The organism is Granulicella sp. L60, assembly GCF_009765825.1.
Lineage (GTDB): Bacteria > Acidobacteriota > Terriglobia > Terriglobales > Acidobacteriaceae > Edaphobacter.
Genome location: NZ_LMUR01000018.1, coordinates 1,815,591 through 1,828,416, shown reverse-complemented (window position 1 = coordinate 1,828,416; position 12,826 = coordinate 1,815,591). Strand labels below are relative to the sequence as shown.

General features: G+C 61.8%; 10 protein-coding genes and 1 pseudogene. 5 read left to right on the top strand and 6 right to left on the bottom strand.

Annotated features, from left to right (window positions below; genetic code table 11):
* Position 1: 1 nt before the first annotated feature.
* Entirely contained in the window at positions 2-2,671 is a 2,670-nt protein-coding gene (locus tag GSQ82_RS17820) for a DNA translocase FtsK (RefSeq protein ID WP_158793505.1), read from the top strand.
* Between the two features lie 450 nt (positions 2,672-3,121).
* Here the strand turns inward: GSQ82_RS17820 and GSQ82_RS25390 are convergent, their stop codons facing one another.
* Positions 3,122-4,450: a DUF3999 family protein gene (locus GSQ82_RS25390; RefSeq protein WP_158793504.1), complete on the bottom strand. Its 1,329-nt coding sequence runs from the start codon at positions 4,448-4,450 to the stop codon at positions 3,122-3,124.
* The gene (locus GSQ82_RS17810; RefSeq protein WP_158793503.1) at positions 4,447-6,315 is read right to left on the bottom strand and encodes a DUF2339 domain-containing protein; all 1,869 of its coding nucleotides are present in this window, start codon (positions 6,313-6,315) and stop codon (positions 4,447-4,449) included. Before GSQ82_RS17810 ends, GSQ82_RS25390 begins: the two co-directional genes overlap by 4 nt.
* On the opposite strand from GSQ82_RS17810, the gene GSQ82_RS17805 reads away from it, so the two are divergent.
* From GSQ82_RS17805 to GSQ82_RS17795, 3 genes are all read left to right on the top strand, one after another.
* Positions 6,280-7,167 carry a response regulator gene (locus GSQ82_RS17805; RefSeq protein WP_158793502.1) on the top strand — a complete coding sequence of 296 codons (888 nt, stop codon included), beginning with the start codon at positions 6,280-6,282 and terminating at the stop codon, positions 7,165-7,167. The two genes, GSQ82_RS17810 and GSQ82_RS17805, sit on opposite strands and share 36 nt — an antisense overlap.
* A complete protein-coding gene (locus GSQ82_RS17800) occupies positions 7,164-7,871 on the top strand; it encodes a response regulator transcription factor (protein ID WP_158793501.1) in 708 nt (235 codons plus the stop codon). Before GSQ82_RS17805 ends, GSQ82_RS17800 begins: the two co-directional genes overlap by 4 nt.
* 177 nt (positions 7,872-8,048) lie before the next feature.
* Positions 8,049-9,047, top strand: a complete 999-nt coding sequence (locus GSQ82_RS17795) for a YpdA family putative bacillithiol disulfide reductase (protein ID WP_158793500.1) — start codon at positions 8,049-8,051, stop codon at positions 9,045-9,047.
* Positions 9,048-9,177: 130 nt separating this feature from the next.
* Here GSQ82_RS17795 and GSQ82_RS17790 read toward each other — a convergent pair whose 3' ends face one another.
* The 3 genes from GSQ82_RS17790 to GSQ82_RS17780 all read right to left on the bottom strand — a co-directional run bounded on the left by GSQ82_RS17790 (position 9,178) and on the right by GSQ82_RS17780 (position 12,162).
* Entirely contained in the window at positions 9,178-10,044 is an 867-nt protein-coding gene (locus tag GSQ82_RS17790; RefSeq protein ID WP_158793499.1) for an ABC transporter permease, read from the bottom strand.
* 23 nt (positions 10,045-10,067) lie between these two features.
* Complete coding sequence (locus GSQ82_RS17785; protein WP_158793498.1) at positions 10,068-11,009, bottom strand: ABC transporter ATP-binding protein; 942 nt, start codon at positions 11,007-11,009, stop codon at positions 10,068-10,070.
* A gap of 118 nt (positions 11,010-11,127) precedes the next feature.
* Positions 11,128-12,162 carry an NAD(P)-dependent alcohol dehydrogenase gene (locus tag GSQ82_RS17780; protein ID WP_158793497.1) on the bottom strand — a complete coding sequence of 345 codons (1,035 nt, stop codon included), beginning with the start codon at positions 12,160-12,162 and terminating at the stop codon, positions 11,128-11,130.
* 127 nt (positions 12,163-12,289) lie between these two features.
* Between GSQ82_RS17780 and GSQ82_RS17775 the strand changes: the two genes are divergently transcribed.
* Complete coding sequence (locus GSQ82_RS17775) at positions 12,290-12,511, top strand: hypothetical protein (protein WP_158793496.1); 222 nt, start codon at positions 12,290-12,292, stop codon at positions 12,509-12,511.
* Positions 12,512-12,561: 50 nt separating this feature from the next.
* Here the strand turns inward: GSQ82_RS17775 and GSQ82_RS17770 are convergent.
* Positions 12,562-12,826, bottom strand: a pseudogene (locus GSQ82_RS17770) (NAD(P)-dependent oxidoreductase); the annotation flags it as partial.

Genomic DNA, 12,826 nt, shown 5'->3' with positions numbered 1-12,826 from the left:
CATGAAAACTTTGAGACTTGTTTCGACCCCGTCGCGCAATCGCCGCCTGAACGAGATTATCGGCATGGTTGTGCTGGTGTCTGCCGGGCTGCTGCTGCTGGCGCTGGCGAGCTATACGCCGACGGATCCCTCGTTCAATACAGTGGGAAGCTATGTGACGGGGAGGCCCGCACATAACTGGACTGGCATGGTTGGCGCTTACTTCGCCGATGGGACGCTGCAGTTGATTGGGGTGGCTGCGTTCTTTCTTCCGCTGGTGCTGGGACGGCTGGGGGTGTGCTGGATGCGGTCGCGTCCGGCTGGGTCTCCGCTGGCGAAGACGATTGGGATGGCGATGTGGGTGGTCTTCGGGCCAGCGGCGATTGCACTGCTGCCGGGTGCGATGGAGTGGAGGCACTCGCTGCCGGTGGAGGGTACGACGGGGCGGCTGCTGGCGGACTTCATGGTGCACTACCTGAACCTGCCGGGTGCGGCGATTGTGCTAACGCTGATGGTTGCCGTGTCGCTGTATCTCGCGACTACGTTTACGTTCAATACGGCGCGGGAGTGGGCGACGATCCGGTTTGGGTTTGTGCAGCGGCTTTGGGAGTGGTGGTCGCAGCGTCGGAGCAGGCGCGCAGGTGCGATGGCTGCCATGGAAGATTCGTACGGGAGCAAGCGGGAGCAGGCTGAGGCGAAGGCGCGGCGGGCGCGAGAGCTGGTGGAAGAAGTCGAGCGGAAGAGGATGGAGCCGGAGAGCACGACTCTGCTGAGCGGACTGTTTGGATGGTTGAGCAGGAAGAAGCGTATCGATCCGATCTCGGTTGCGCCGGAGGAGATTGCGGCTGCGGGGCATCCGACTTCCATCTTCCAGGCTATGCCTCGGACGCTGGTGGATGCTCCTCCAGTGACGGCTTTTGGTACGGCGGCGGCGGCGGCGGCACCTTTTGCTGAGGTGTTGGCGAAGGCTGCGGCGCCGATGCATGCGCTGGACGATGACTCTAACTTCAACGACCGGAGCTTCAACTTCGGGATGGAGGACCAAGTACAGGCGCAGCCTCCTGCTGCGGTGCGGGCTCCTCGTAAGGTGGTTGAGCAACCGGCTGCGGCTGCGTTTGCTCCGGCGGCGATGGCTCCGTTACAGCGGTTGCCGGAGGGTATCTCGTTTGGCAAGCGGGCGGATGCAGATATCAAGCCGGTGACGATTGTGCCGAAGAGTGTTCGCGGGTACAAGTTGCCGCCTTCGTCGCTGCTGTATCGCAGTGAGGAGCACGCTGTGGTTCGGGAGGATGCGCTGCGCGAAGAGGCGCGCATTCTGGTGGAGAAGTCGGCGGAGTTTGGCGTCGATGGACAGGTGACGCAGATCAATCCGGGTCCTGTGGTGACGACGTTCGAGTTCAAGCCTGAGGCTGGTGTGAAGGTCGCTCGGATTACAGGATTGGCCGATGACCTTTGCCTGGCGATGGCTGCGGAGTCGATCCTGATCGAGCGGATGCCGGGAAAGAGCACGGTTGGAATCCAGGTGCCGAACCATGAGCGGGAGACAATCTGGCTGCGCGATGTGGTGGAGTGCGAGAGCTTTGCACAGTCGAAGTCGCGGTTGGCGATTGCGTTGGGTAAGGACATCAATGGGCGGATTGTGACGGCAGATCTGGCGAGCATGCCGCATGTGCTGATCGCTGGTTCGACTGGTTCGGGTAAGTCGGTGGCGATCAACGCGATGATTATGAGCGTGCTGTTCAAGTCGACTCCTGAACAGGTGAGGATGATTCTGGTTGATCCGAAGCGGGTTGAGCTTGGGATGTATGAAGGGATTCCGCATCTGTTTACGCCGATCATTACGGAGGCGAAGCTGGCGGCGAATGCGCTGCGCAATGCCGTCCGCGAGATGGAGCGAAGGCTAAAGTTGCTGGCTGCGAACCATGTTCGGAACATCGATCAGTTCAATAAATTGTTCGACCATGGCAGTGAGTACCTGTTCGAGGATGTGAACCAGGAGCCGCTGCCGTACATCATCATCATCATCGATGAGCTGGCTGATCTGATGATGCTCGATCGGTCGAACGTGGAAGAGTCGATCACGCGGCTGGCGCAAATGGCTCGTGCGGTTGGGATACATCTGGTGCTGGCGACGCAGCGGCCTTCGGTAGATGTCATCACCGGGTTGATCAAGGCCAATGTGCCGACGCGTATGAGCTTCCGGCTGGCGACGAAGGTGGACTCGCGGACGATCATCGATTCGAACGGTGCGGAGAGCCTGCTGGGGCGCGGCGATATGTTGTATCTGCCGCCGGGAACGAGTAGGGTGCAGCGGGTGCATGCGCCGTTTGTGACGGAGAAGGAGATCTCGGCTGTGACGGCGTTCTGGAAGGCGCAGGGCGAGGCTGAGTATGTCCATGGCTTCCTAGAAGGGCCGAAGGAGGATGCGGGCACCGGCAAGGATGGGGACGGCGGCGAGGGGTCGGAGGATAACGATCCGATGTACGACGATGCGGTGCGGCTGGTGTACGAGTTTGGCAAGGCGAGCACTTCCCTGCTGCAACGGCGGCTGCGGATTGGGTATGGGCGTGCGGCTCACCTGATCGACATGATGTACAACGACGGGCTGGTGGGGCCGGCGGATGGTTCGAAGCCGCGGGAGATTTTAAAGGCCCAGGGTTGGATGAGCGAGGTGGATGCGGCGCTTCGGTAAGCCAACCGGGGTACCCCCTCCCCTGGGGGTGGGTGTGCCTAAGTCTTTTCTATTGAGCGACTTGTGATTTTTTCCTCCTGCAAAATATTCATTCGAAATGGGTTACGAGTAAATATCTGTTTCTAAAAGAGAAAGCCCCGGCGGGATGGCCGGGGCTTTCTTTTTAACTCTCTGTATCCAGTATAGCGGGGTGGGGATAACTACTACGCCACGCGAATGGCCGCGTGTTTGTTGGAGATTTGTGTTTTTGGGGGTTGACAGGCTTTTGTCCTGCCGGACGGCCCACTGCTCGTGGTGAGGTCACTTCGGGACTTGTATACCCCTTTGGGTGGGCCTCCCGTTGGTCGGCGATGATCTTTGTGCCGACCTACGGGAGGAGCGACCGAAGGTTTAAAGAGGCGTGCGAACGCCCACCCTCCGTGCAGGAGGCCTGTCCGCACGGACATTTCTTTAGGGGTGGATGGTGCGGGAGGAGCGGATGGCGATGACGGCGAGGATGCAGAGGACGATGAGGAGGGCGATCCAGAGGAGGTGGGGGTGGCGTTCGGTGAGGGCGCGCGTGTCGGGCCGGGAGCGGTAGGCGGGATTGAACTGCTCGGGGCCGAGTTGGGCGGTGTGGAAGGCGGCGGATTGCGAGAAGAGACGGTCGTAGTCGTATACGGGAGCGGTGAGCGCGGGGTCGCCGTAGAAGAGGGTGAGGGGCTGGGTGGAGGCGGCTTCGAAGCAGATCTCGCGCTGGCGGGTCTCGAGGCGGACGGCGGTGATGGCGAGCGGGGCGTCGTCTCCGTTGTCGACCATGACGGAGACGATGGCGGAGCTCTGCATGTTGGAGCCGAGGGTGGCGGGGACGCTGAGTTGCTGCTGGCGAATCTCGCGGCCAGCTTGAGTGAGGTTGACGCGGAGGATGGTGCCGGGGAGAGATTCGGCGGGGCTGTCGGGAGGGTTGTCGGCGGGGTGGTCGGTGATGTGGACGTCGCGGCTGAAGTTGGATTTGTAGGTGGGGGCGATGTCGAAGGAGACGCGCTCGATGGGGATGCGCTCGGGGAGGTTGAAGGTGGCGACGCTGAGCTGGTGGTTGTGCGTGATGGTGGTGGTGCGGACGGCGGTGGTGTAGAGGGACTGGGCGTCGCGGCTGGGAGGGACGGTGACGCCTTTGACGATCTTGAGGAGGACGTCGGGGTTGGTGAGCGTCTGGCTCGATAGGTGCAGGGATGACCGGTGCTGGGGGGATGCGGTGGAGATGCCGGTGCCGGGGGCGGAGGAGAGGGTGAGTTCGATGTGGAGGTAGGGGAGGCTGGTCTCCTGGAGGTGGAGGGTGGTGTTGCGGGAGAGATGCTGGCTGGTGAGGTCGAAGAGGGTGAAGTCGCCGAGGTGGGTCTGGTTGGTGTAGTTGGAGTCGCGGGTGCCGGAGACGGTGGCGGTGGCGATGAAGTCCTGACCGGCGAGGTCGAGGATGACGTCGGTGTAGGGGCGGGCGGGCATCTCGACGTCGAAGACGATGGTGCGGGTTCGGAGGCCGAGGTTGCGGACCTGGGCGGTGTCGCTGTCTAGCTGCTGGGGTTCGCTGAGGGTGATGGCGTAGGGGATGGGCTGGCCGGACTGGAAGAGGCGGAGGTCTTTGAGGGAGGCGGCGGCGTGGGGGAAGAGCTGGGGATCGATGACGGCGCAGCTTTGGCCGGGGGCGGGGACGGTGATGGTGCGTTGGAAGCGGAGGTACTCGGGGTTCGGCGCAGGGGAGGCGGCCTGCCAGAGTAGGAGAGCGAGGAGGGCTGTCTTCATTGGACGCCTGCCTTTTCCTCTTCGGTATGGGAGGGTTGCGGTTCGCGCAGGGCCAGCCAGTCTTTCTGATAGGCGAAGCTGATGGCCATGAGGAGCGCGCCGAGGCCGAGGAAGCTGAGGACGCCGTAGCCCTGACTGAGGTTGCGGAGGTCGTAGAGGAAGGCTTTGCCGATGGTGAAGACGAGGAGGATGAGCGCCTGCCAGCGGAGGAAGGCGGAGCGTTTCCAGAAGCCGAGGGCGAGGAGGATTGCGCCGTAGAGGAGGAGGAAGGCGGAGATGGCGAGGGAGTTCTGAAGGTCGGCGTCGTGGTTGACGGTGCCGCGCCAGATGGTGTCGAGCTCGCGGACAAAGGCGAGGATGGCGGTGAGGTTGAAGGCGATGACGGAGCAGGCGGCGATGGTGAGCCAGTTTGGGGAGGACGTGGCGGGCTGGGCGGTGGGGTCGTTGTTGAGGCTGCCGATGCGCGAGGTGCGGAGGGCGATGATTGTGGAGAGGGCGAAGGCGGTGAGGCCTGCGAGTGCGGTGGCGAAGCGGCTGTTGATGAAGGCGGTTTCGACGGCGGGGTAGAACCAGAGCGGTTGGATGAGAAGGCCGCAGAGGCCGAGAGCGAGGGCGAGGATGGAGAGACGGCGGAGGATGCTGGTGCTTGTTTTGTTTGCGGGCGTGGAGCTGGCGAGGTGCGCGGAGGCCCAGAGGAGGGCGGCTCCTTCGGCGAGCCAGCCTATAGTGATCCAACGGCCGCTGGCTTTGAGCGGGATGGCGATGGTGAGGAAGACGACGGCGAGGGCCAGATGTACGGCGCGGGTGACGGTGGACTGCGGGAGACGCATGAGGCCGAGGTAGATGGCTGCGAGGAGGACGGCGATCCAGGCGAGGATAGGGTGGTGGCCGGCGTCTTCGAGGACAGAGTAGAGGGCGAGGGCGATGAAGGTGGCGTTGGCGAGTGGGAGAAGGATTTCGGTGATGGAGGAGTAGCGGGTGGACTCTTCACGGCGGGGGGAGAGCGAGGGGATAGTGAAGGCGAGGAAGAAGAGGGTGAGGGAGAACTCGGTGATGGCGACGGGCTGGTTGCTGCGATCGATGTTGAACCACACGACGTACCAGGCGATGAAGTAGGCCACGGTGGCGGGGAAGGCGCCGAGGAGGAGGCGCGGCCAGGACTTGAGGCGGACGAGGATGACTGTGGCGATATCGATAGCGAGGAGGTAGGTGAAGAGGAAGATCTCGTGGTTGCCTCCGGTGGAGAGCAGGGCGGGGGTGGCGAAGGCTCCGGCGAGTGCGTAGGCGGCGAGGAGTTCGCTGTCTTGCGACCACGCCATGAAGGCATTCCATGCGGTGACGAGGATCATGGCGCCGAGGGCGATTGGCGCCGGAAGCAGATGGTAGAGCTGGAAGGCGGCCCAGAGCGAGAGGTAGAGGGCTCCGGTGCCGATGGCTTTGAGTGCGTAGGCGAAGGGCCGGAAGCCCTGGCGGCGGAAGCGTTCGGACCAGAGGACGACGGCGGCTCCGGCGATGAGGCCGGCGAGGACTCGACCGATGGGGCCGATCCAGTGGTTGTCGATGGCCCATTTGAGAAAGAGGGTGGTGGCGATGAGGAGGGCGACGATGCCGATGCGGCTGAAGAGCTGGGAGCCGATGCGGTCTTCTAGGGAGGCTTTGGGTGTTGCGGTTTGCGCGTGGGTGGTTGGGGGCTTGGGTGGTGGAGGCGTGGTGAGTTGCGGGCTTTGGAGGTCGGATGGGTGGCGGGATTGAAGTTCGGCTAGCTGGCGCTCGAGGGCTTCGACGCGCGCGGAGAGGGAGGCGAGGTCGGCGGTGGCTTGAGCTTGCTCATGTGGAGGCTGCGGCTGCTGCTCGTCCGGACCCATGGCAACTACTTTACCGCCTATCGTGCCTGGAGACCTACTCGCGGGATTGGTACGGGAGGCTCACTGTTGATAGTCTTTGCGCTGAGGGCGGAAAAGGCGATGCCGGTTCGTGTGCTGATTGTGGATGACGACGAGCTGAGCCGAGAGGTGCTGGAGCTCCTGCTCGAAGCCGATGGGTATGAGGTGGAGACGGCGGCTTCGGCGGATGAGGCTCTGGCGTGCCTGCGGGCGATGCAGACGGCGCCCGATGTGGTGTTGACGGATATGCAGATGCCGGGGACGACAGGGAATGAGCTGGCTGGGCGGATACGCAAGTTATGCGGGATGGGAGCGACGCTGCTGGCAATGAGTGGGAGTGCGCCGCTGGAGGGCGTGGCTCGGGAGTTCGATGGGTTTTTGCTGAAGCCATTTTCGATGGAGGCGCTGGGGGCGGCGATTCGTGGGGGTTCGGCGGCGCGCGCGGATGTGGCTGGTGGCGGTGTGGCGGCTTTGGACGAAGAGATCTATGGGAAGCTGGCGGCGTTGATGGGCGTGGGGCGGATGGGGGAGCTTTATACGCTTTGCATCGACGACGTGGAGAGGCGTGTGATCGAGATGCGAAGGACGGCGTTGCAAGGGGAGGATGCGGCTTTCAGGCGGGAGGCACATGCGATCAAGGGCAGCTGCGGAATGGTGGGAGCAAAGGAGATGCAAACACTTGCAACATCAATGGAGGAGCGAGGATTGTGTGATGATCATGTAGCTTCGCTCGATGAATTGATACTGGCGGGCGAACGGCTGCGGCGTATTCTGATCGCACGCAAAACTTTGGACGATGCTGCTAGGGAAGTGTCAGGAGAAGACGCGGGATGAAGGAAGCCATGAAGAGATCTGACAGTGCAGGCGTTGGCGCGGCGCCCATCCGAATCGTAGTTGCGGACGATCATCCGGTGGTGCGGTTTGGCGTGAAGAACATGCTGGAGAGTGAGCCGGGCATGGAGGTGGTGGGCGAGGCCGAGGACGGCGATGTTGCGATTACGCAGACGCTGGAGTTGGAGCCGGATATTCTTCTGCTCGATCTGGCGATGCCGCGGCTGCCGGGATTGGAGGCTCTGCGAGCGATCATGAATAAGTCGCCGCGGGTGAAGATCATCATGCTGACGAGTACGATCTCGACGCAGCAGGTGATTGAGGCGCTGCAGATCGGCGCGCGCGGGATTGTGCTGAAAGATGCGTTCGCGGGGGATCTCTCGAAGTCGCTGCGGGCGGTGTTGTCGGGGGACTACTGGATTGGTGGGGAGCGCGTCGTCAACCTGGTAACTGCGTTGAATGGGCTGATGAAGCAGGCAGCGTCGATCCCGGAGCGGAAGACGTACGGGTTGACGCCGAGAGAGCTTGAGGTTGTGACGTGCATCGTGGAAGGCTGCAGCAATAAAGATGTCGCGAAGCAGTTTACGATCAGCGAGGAGACGGTGAAGCGGCATCTCTCGAATATCTTTGACAAGACGGGTGTGTCGACGAGGCTCGAGCTTGCACTGTTTGCGATCGCGCATAAGCTGGTGACGCTGGATAGCTAAAGGCCCACTGCTCGTGGGGAGGTCACTTCGTGACTTGTATACCCCTTTGGGTGGTCCTCCCGTTGGTCGGAATCATGATTTTGCCAACCGACGGGAGGACTGCCCGAAGGTTTTAAAAGGCGTGTGAACGCCCGCCCCACGCGTAGTGGGTTCGTCTGGCTTCAGTAGAATGAGGTCATGGGCGATGAAGAGATAGTTGACTTGATAGTGATTGGCGCGGGGCCGACTGGGCTGGCGTGCGCGATTGAGGCGCAACGGGCTGGGTTCACCGCAATGCTGGTGGATAAGGGCTGCCTGTGCAACTCGCTGTTTCACTACCCTTCGAACATGACTTTTTTTACGACGCCGGAGCTGCTGGAGATCGGGAACATGCCGTTCTCGAGCCCGAACCAGAAACCGAATCGTAACGAGGCGCTGGAGTACTACCGGAAGGTCGCTGAGCACTACAAGCTGGACATTCGGCAGTATGAAAACGTCGAGCGAGTGGATGGGCAGGACGGAAGTTTTTCTGTGCACACGATGGATCGTTTTGGACGGATGCTGAGGCATCGCGCGCGCAAGCTGGTGATCGCGACCGGCTACTACGATCTGCCGAACTATCTTGGCATTCCTGGGGAAGACCTAAATAAGGTGAAGCACTACTACCATGAGCCACACCCCTTCTATGGGCTTGAGGTCGTGGTGATTGGCGGAAAGAACTCGGCGGCAATTGCGGCGCTGGATCTTTGGCGGCATGGAGCGAAGGTGACGCTGGTGCATCGTGGTGCGGAGATGCACAGGCACGTGAAGTACTGGATTCTGCCGGACATTAATAACCGGGTGAAGAACGGCGAGATCGCGGCTTACTTCAGCAGTAATGTGACGAAGATCTCGGAGGATGATGTGACGCTGTCGACGCCAGAGGGTGAGGTGACGATTGCGAATCAGTTTGTCTTCGCCCTGACGGGATACCATCCGGACTTCAGCTTTATCGAACGGCTGGGAGTGAAGCTGGATGAGGCGAACGACCGGTGCCCGACGTGCGATCCGGCTACGCTTGAGAGCAATGTGCCGGGGATCTATCTTGCAGGCGTGATTGTGGCGGGCGAACGGACGAACGAGATCTTCATCGAGAATGGAAGATTTCACGGGCAGCTGATTGCGGAACATCTGCGTGGGACGCTGGCTTCGGTTTGATTTGTCCTGCCGGACGGGCCTCCTACGCGGAGGGCGGCCATTCCATGGCCTCTTTTCTTTTGCTGAGAGGAACGACGAGTGCCCTCCCGTTGGTCGGGATGGAGATTTGCAACACTGATAGGATCTTGCTTTAGCCGATGACGCGGCGGAGAAAGCCTCGAATACCGAGCCAGGTGAGCAGGCAGAGAGAGGCCACGAGCATGCCGACGATCAGAAACTGGTTCATGTGCGGGAGTGTGGGGGTAAGGGCGGCGCGGAGGCCTTCGCTCATGTAGACGATGGGGTTGATGAGGACCCCGATCTGGAGCCAGCGGATGTGGGTGAGCGCGGCCCAGGGATAGTAGACGCAGCCAAGAAACGTGATGGGAATGACGACGACGCCGAAGATGAGGCCGATCTGCTGCGGCTTGACGCTGGTGCCGATGGTGAGGCCGAGTGCGCCCGCGGTGAGGCTGGCGAGGACCACCACGAGGACGAGGAAGGGCCAGTTGGTGATGTGCGTGGTGGGATGAACGGCGGGGACGTAGTAGGCGAGCGGGTAGACGATGCACGCTGCGATGACGCTCTGCACGGCGGAGAAGCAGATCTTTTCGATGGCCACAAAGGGAACGGGCAGAGGACACATGACGCGGTCGTCGATCTCGCGTGTGATGCCGAACTCCTGCGCGAGTGGGAGGGCGACGGCAGCGATGCCGCTGAACATGATGGCGACTGCCATGAGGCCGGGAAGGAGGACGGTTGAGAAGGCGCTGCCGGCCATACCGGCGGTGGGGTTCATGGCGGCGCCGGCGTTCATGTGGGGGATGACGTAGGTGAAGACGAAGAGGAAGAGCAGCGGGTTCATGCAGACGCGGATGACAAAGGGAAAGAGTTCGCGACGGAGGACATATAGGTCGCGAAGGAAGAGGCCGGCGAAGGCACGGGCATACTGCGTGAACTTTGCCGTTTCGTGACTGTCGTGCGCGGGTGTGGTTGCGAGTTCGGCCAGTGTGGTCATAGAGGTCTCGATGGTGATGGCAGCTACTCGCGGAGGTCGCGGCCGGTGAGACGAATGAAGACGGTCTCGAGGCTGGTCTCGGTGATGGTGAGGTCGCGGAGGCCGTAGGGGTTGGCTTGTTTTACGACGTCGGAGAGGAGGCCGTCTGCGCCGTGGGCGAATATGCGGACGCCGGTGGGTGTGGGCTCTGCGCTGACGACGCCGGAGATCTGCTGCAACTCCTGCACGAGGGCGGGGATGTTCTCCTGGCTGCGGAGGTCGAGGCCGTAGACTCGCTGTGCGCCGACGGAGCCTTTGAGCGCGGAGGGAGTGTCTTGCACGAGGATCTTGCCGTGGTCGATGATTGCGACGCGTTCGCAGAGTTCGTCGGCCTCTTCCATGTAGTGGGTGGTGAGGACGACGGTGATTCCCTCTTCGCGGAGGCCGCGGACGGCGTCCCACATGGCGATGCGGCTCTGCGGATCGAGGCCGGCGCTGGGCTCGTCGAGGAAGAGAACTTTGGGGCGGTGGGCGATGGCGCGGGCGATCTGGACGCGCTGGGCGAGGCCGCCAGAAAGCTGTGAAGGGTATGCTCCGCTGCGCTCGGTGAGATGAAACTGGGCGAGGAGCTGCTCGGTGCGCTGTTTGGCTTCTGTGCGGGAGAAGCCGAAGTAGAGGCAGTGGAAGTTGATGTTCTCGAAGATGGTGCAGGCGCGGTCGAGCGTGTTGTACTGCGGCACCACGCCGATGCGGCGACGGGCGAGTGCAGGGTGTTTGACGACGTCGATACCGGCGATGCGAACGCTTCCAGAGGTGGGCAGGGCGCGCGTGGTGCAGATGCTGATGGTGGTGGTCTTCCCTGCGCCGTTGGGACCGAGCAGGCCAAAGAGCTCGCCCTCGCGAACGCCGAGATCGATGCCGTCGACAGCGACTACACGCTGCTTGCCGTCGTAGATCTTTTGCAGGCCTTCAATCTCTACAATCACTGCGGATGAGTCCCCCCTGACGTCCTCCGATTATATGCAACGGACGCGTGGCCTGCGTGAATGCGCGGGGCTTGGCTTTCGCATGGTCAACAGACGCGAGTTGCGTAAGACTTTCGATTTAGAGACTGGCTAGGCGGATGACGATCTTGCCGAAGTGCGAGCCGGACTCCATGTGGAGGAAGGCTTGCTGAACCTGATCGACGGGAAAGACCTGGTCGATGATGGGGTGCAACGAAGACTTCGTAATGACTGCGTTCATCTGTTCGAACATGGCGCGGGAGCCGACGTAGATGCCCTGGATGCGCAGTTGTTTATGCAGGATGGGAGTGAGCGCGAGGGGATCTGCTGTCGATGCTCCGGAGAGTACGCCGATCTGTGCGATGGTACCGCCGACGCGGGCGGCGCGCAGGGAGTGGCTGAGGGTGACGGCGCCACCGACTTCGATGATGCGGTCGGCTCCTTTGCCTGATGTGGTTTCCATGACCCACTTCGACCATTCAGGAGCCTGTTTGTAGTTGCATGCTTCGTCGAGGCCGAGACTGCGTGCGCGTGTGAGCTTCTCGTCGCTCGATGAGGTTCCGAGTACCTTTGCGCCGAGGAGCTTTGCGAACTGCAGCGCGAAGATGGAGACGCCGCCGGTTCCCTGAATGACGATGGTGTCGCCGGATTGCGCGGGATTGGCGGGTTCGCCGGCGTGGTGGAGTGCGTTCCATGCGGTGACGGCGGCGCAGGGGAGGGTGGCGGCTTCTTCGAAGCTGAGGTGATTGGGAAAGCGAACGACGCCTTCGTGATGGAGGAGGGCATACGCGGCGAGCATGCCGTCGATGTCGCCGCCGAGGGCGGCTTTGGATTTTTCGGCAGTGAGTGGACCGTCGAGCCAGCGCTGCATGAAGATGCCGCAGACGCGGTCGCCGATGTGGACGTTGGTTACGCCTTCGCCGACGGCGACGACTTCTCCGGCTCCGTCAGAGCAGGGGATGCGGGGAAGGGACATCTTGGGGTTATAGAGTCCACCGACCATCCTGAGGTCGCGATAGTTGAGCGAGACGGCGTGAACTTTGATGAGGACGGTGCCGGGTGTGGGTGTGGGCTGCGGGAGTTCGATCCGTTGGAGATGGTCGATGCCGAACTGGGTGATGGGATAGGCGAACATGCGAGTCCTCTGGTGGTATTGGATGATGCGTGCGGTAACAAGGAACGTGCGGCGAAACTAAATTTTCACCTGTTAATTGTGGGCGGCGTAGAATGAGGCTATGTCGCGAGGATGGGAGAGCAAATCGGTGGAAGAACAGCAACAGCAGGCTGGCGCTCCGAAACCAGTCGCCGTAGATGACAACGTAGCGGCGGCGGAACGCAAACGTAAACGGCAGTCGTTGGAGTTGCAGCGGGAACGGATTCTGTCTGAGCGGACCTCGAGCCCGCATCGGCGATCCGCGCTGACGATTGCGCTTGCCGATGTGGAAGAGAAGCTGGCCGAGCTGGGCTGGACGATCCACCTGTAGCGCGAGCCGAGCTGACTGCGCGGGTGGTATCGATGATGCCGAGTTGTTGATTAGCTGCGCCGGTTGAAGACGGTTGAGTTTGCCTGATCGATGGTCGTCATCACGATGGTGTGGATGTTGACGTGAGCCGGTCGGCTTGCGGCCCAGACGATAGAGTCTGCGACGTCTGCGGGCTGCAGTGGCGTTATGTTCTGGTAGACCTTTGCGGCTTTTTCTTCGTCGCCGCGAAAGCGCACTGAACTGAAGTTGGTTTCGACCATGCCGGGATCGACCGAAGTAACGCGGACGGGTGTGCCCATAAGATCGATCTTAAGA

What these genes read in the sequence shown, in the direction of transcription:
- GSQ82_RS17820 (WP_158793505.1), top strand. Translation starts at nt 2, where the DNA reads ATGAAAACTTTGAGACTTGTTTCGACCCCGTCGCGCAATCGCCGCCTG.
- GSQ82_RS25390 (WP_158793504.1), bottom strand. Translation starts at nt 4,450, where the DNA reads ATGAAGACAGCCCTCCTCGCTCTCCTACTCTGGCAGGCCGCCTCCCCT.
- GSQ82_RS17805 (WP_158793502.1), top strand. Translation starts at nt 6,280, where the DNA reads ATGTGGAGGCTGCGGCTGCTGCTCGTCCGGACCCATGGCAACTACTTT.
- GSQ82_RS17810 (WP_158793503.1), bottom strand. Translation starts at nt 6,315, where the DNA reads ATGGGTCCGGACGAGCAGCAGCCGCAGCCTCCACATGAGCAAGCTCAA.
- GSQ82_RS17800 (WP_158793501.1), top strand. Translation starts at nt 7,164, where the DNA reads ATGAAGGAAGCCATGAAGAGATCTGACAGTGCAGGCGTTGGCGCGGCG.
- GSQ82_RS17795 (WP_158793500.1), top strand. Translation starts at nt 8,049, where the DNA reads ATGGGCGATGAAGAGATAGTTGACTTGATAGTGATTGGCGCGGGGCCG.
- GSQ82_RS17790 (WP_158793499.1), bottom strand. Translation starts at nt 10,044, where the DNA reads ATGACCACACTGGCCGAACTCGCAACCACACCCGCGCACGACAGTCAC.
- GSQ82_RS17780 (WP_158793497.1), bottom strand. Translation starts at nt 12,162, where the DNA reads ATGTTCGCCTATCCCATCACCCAGTTCGGCATCGACCATCTCCAACGG.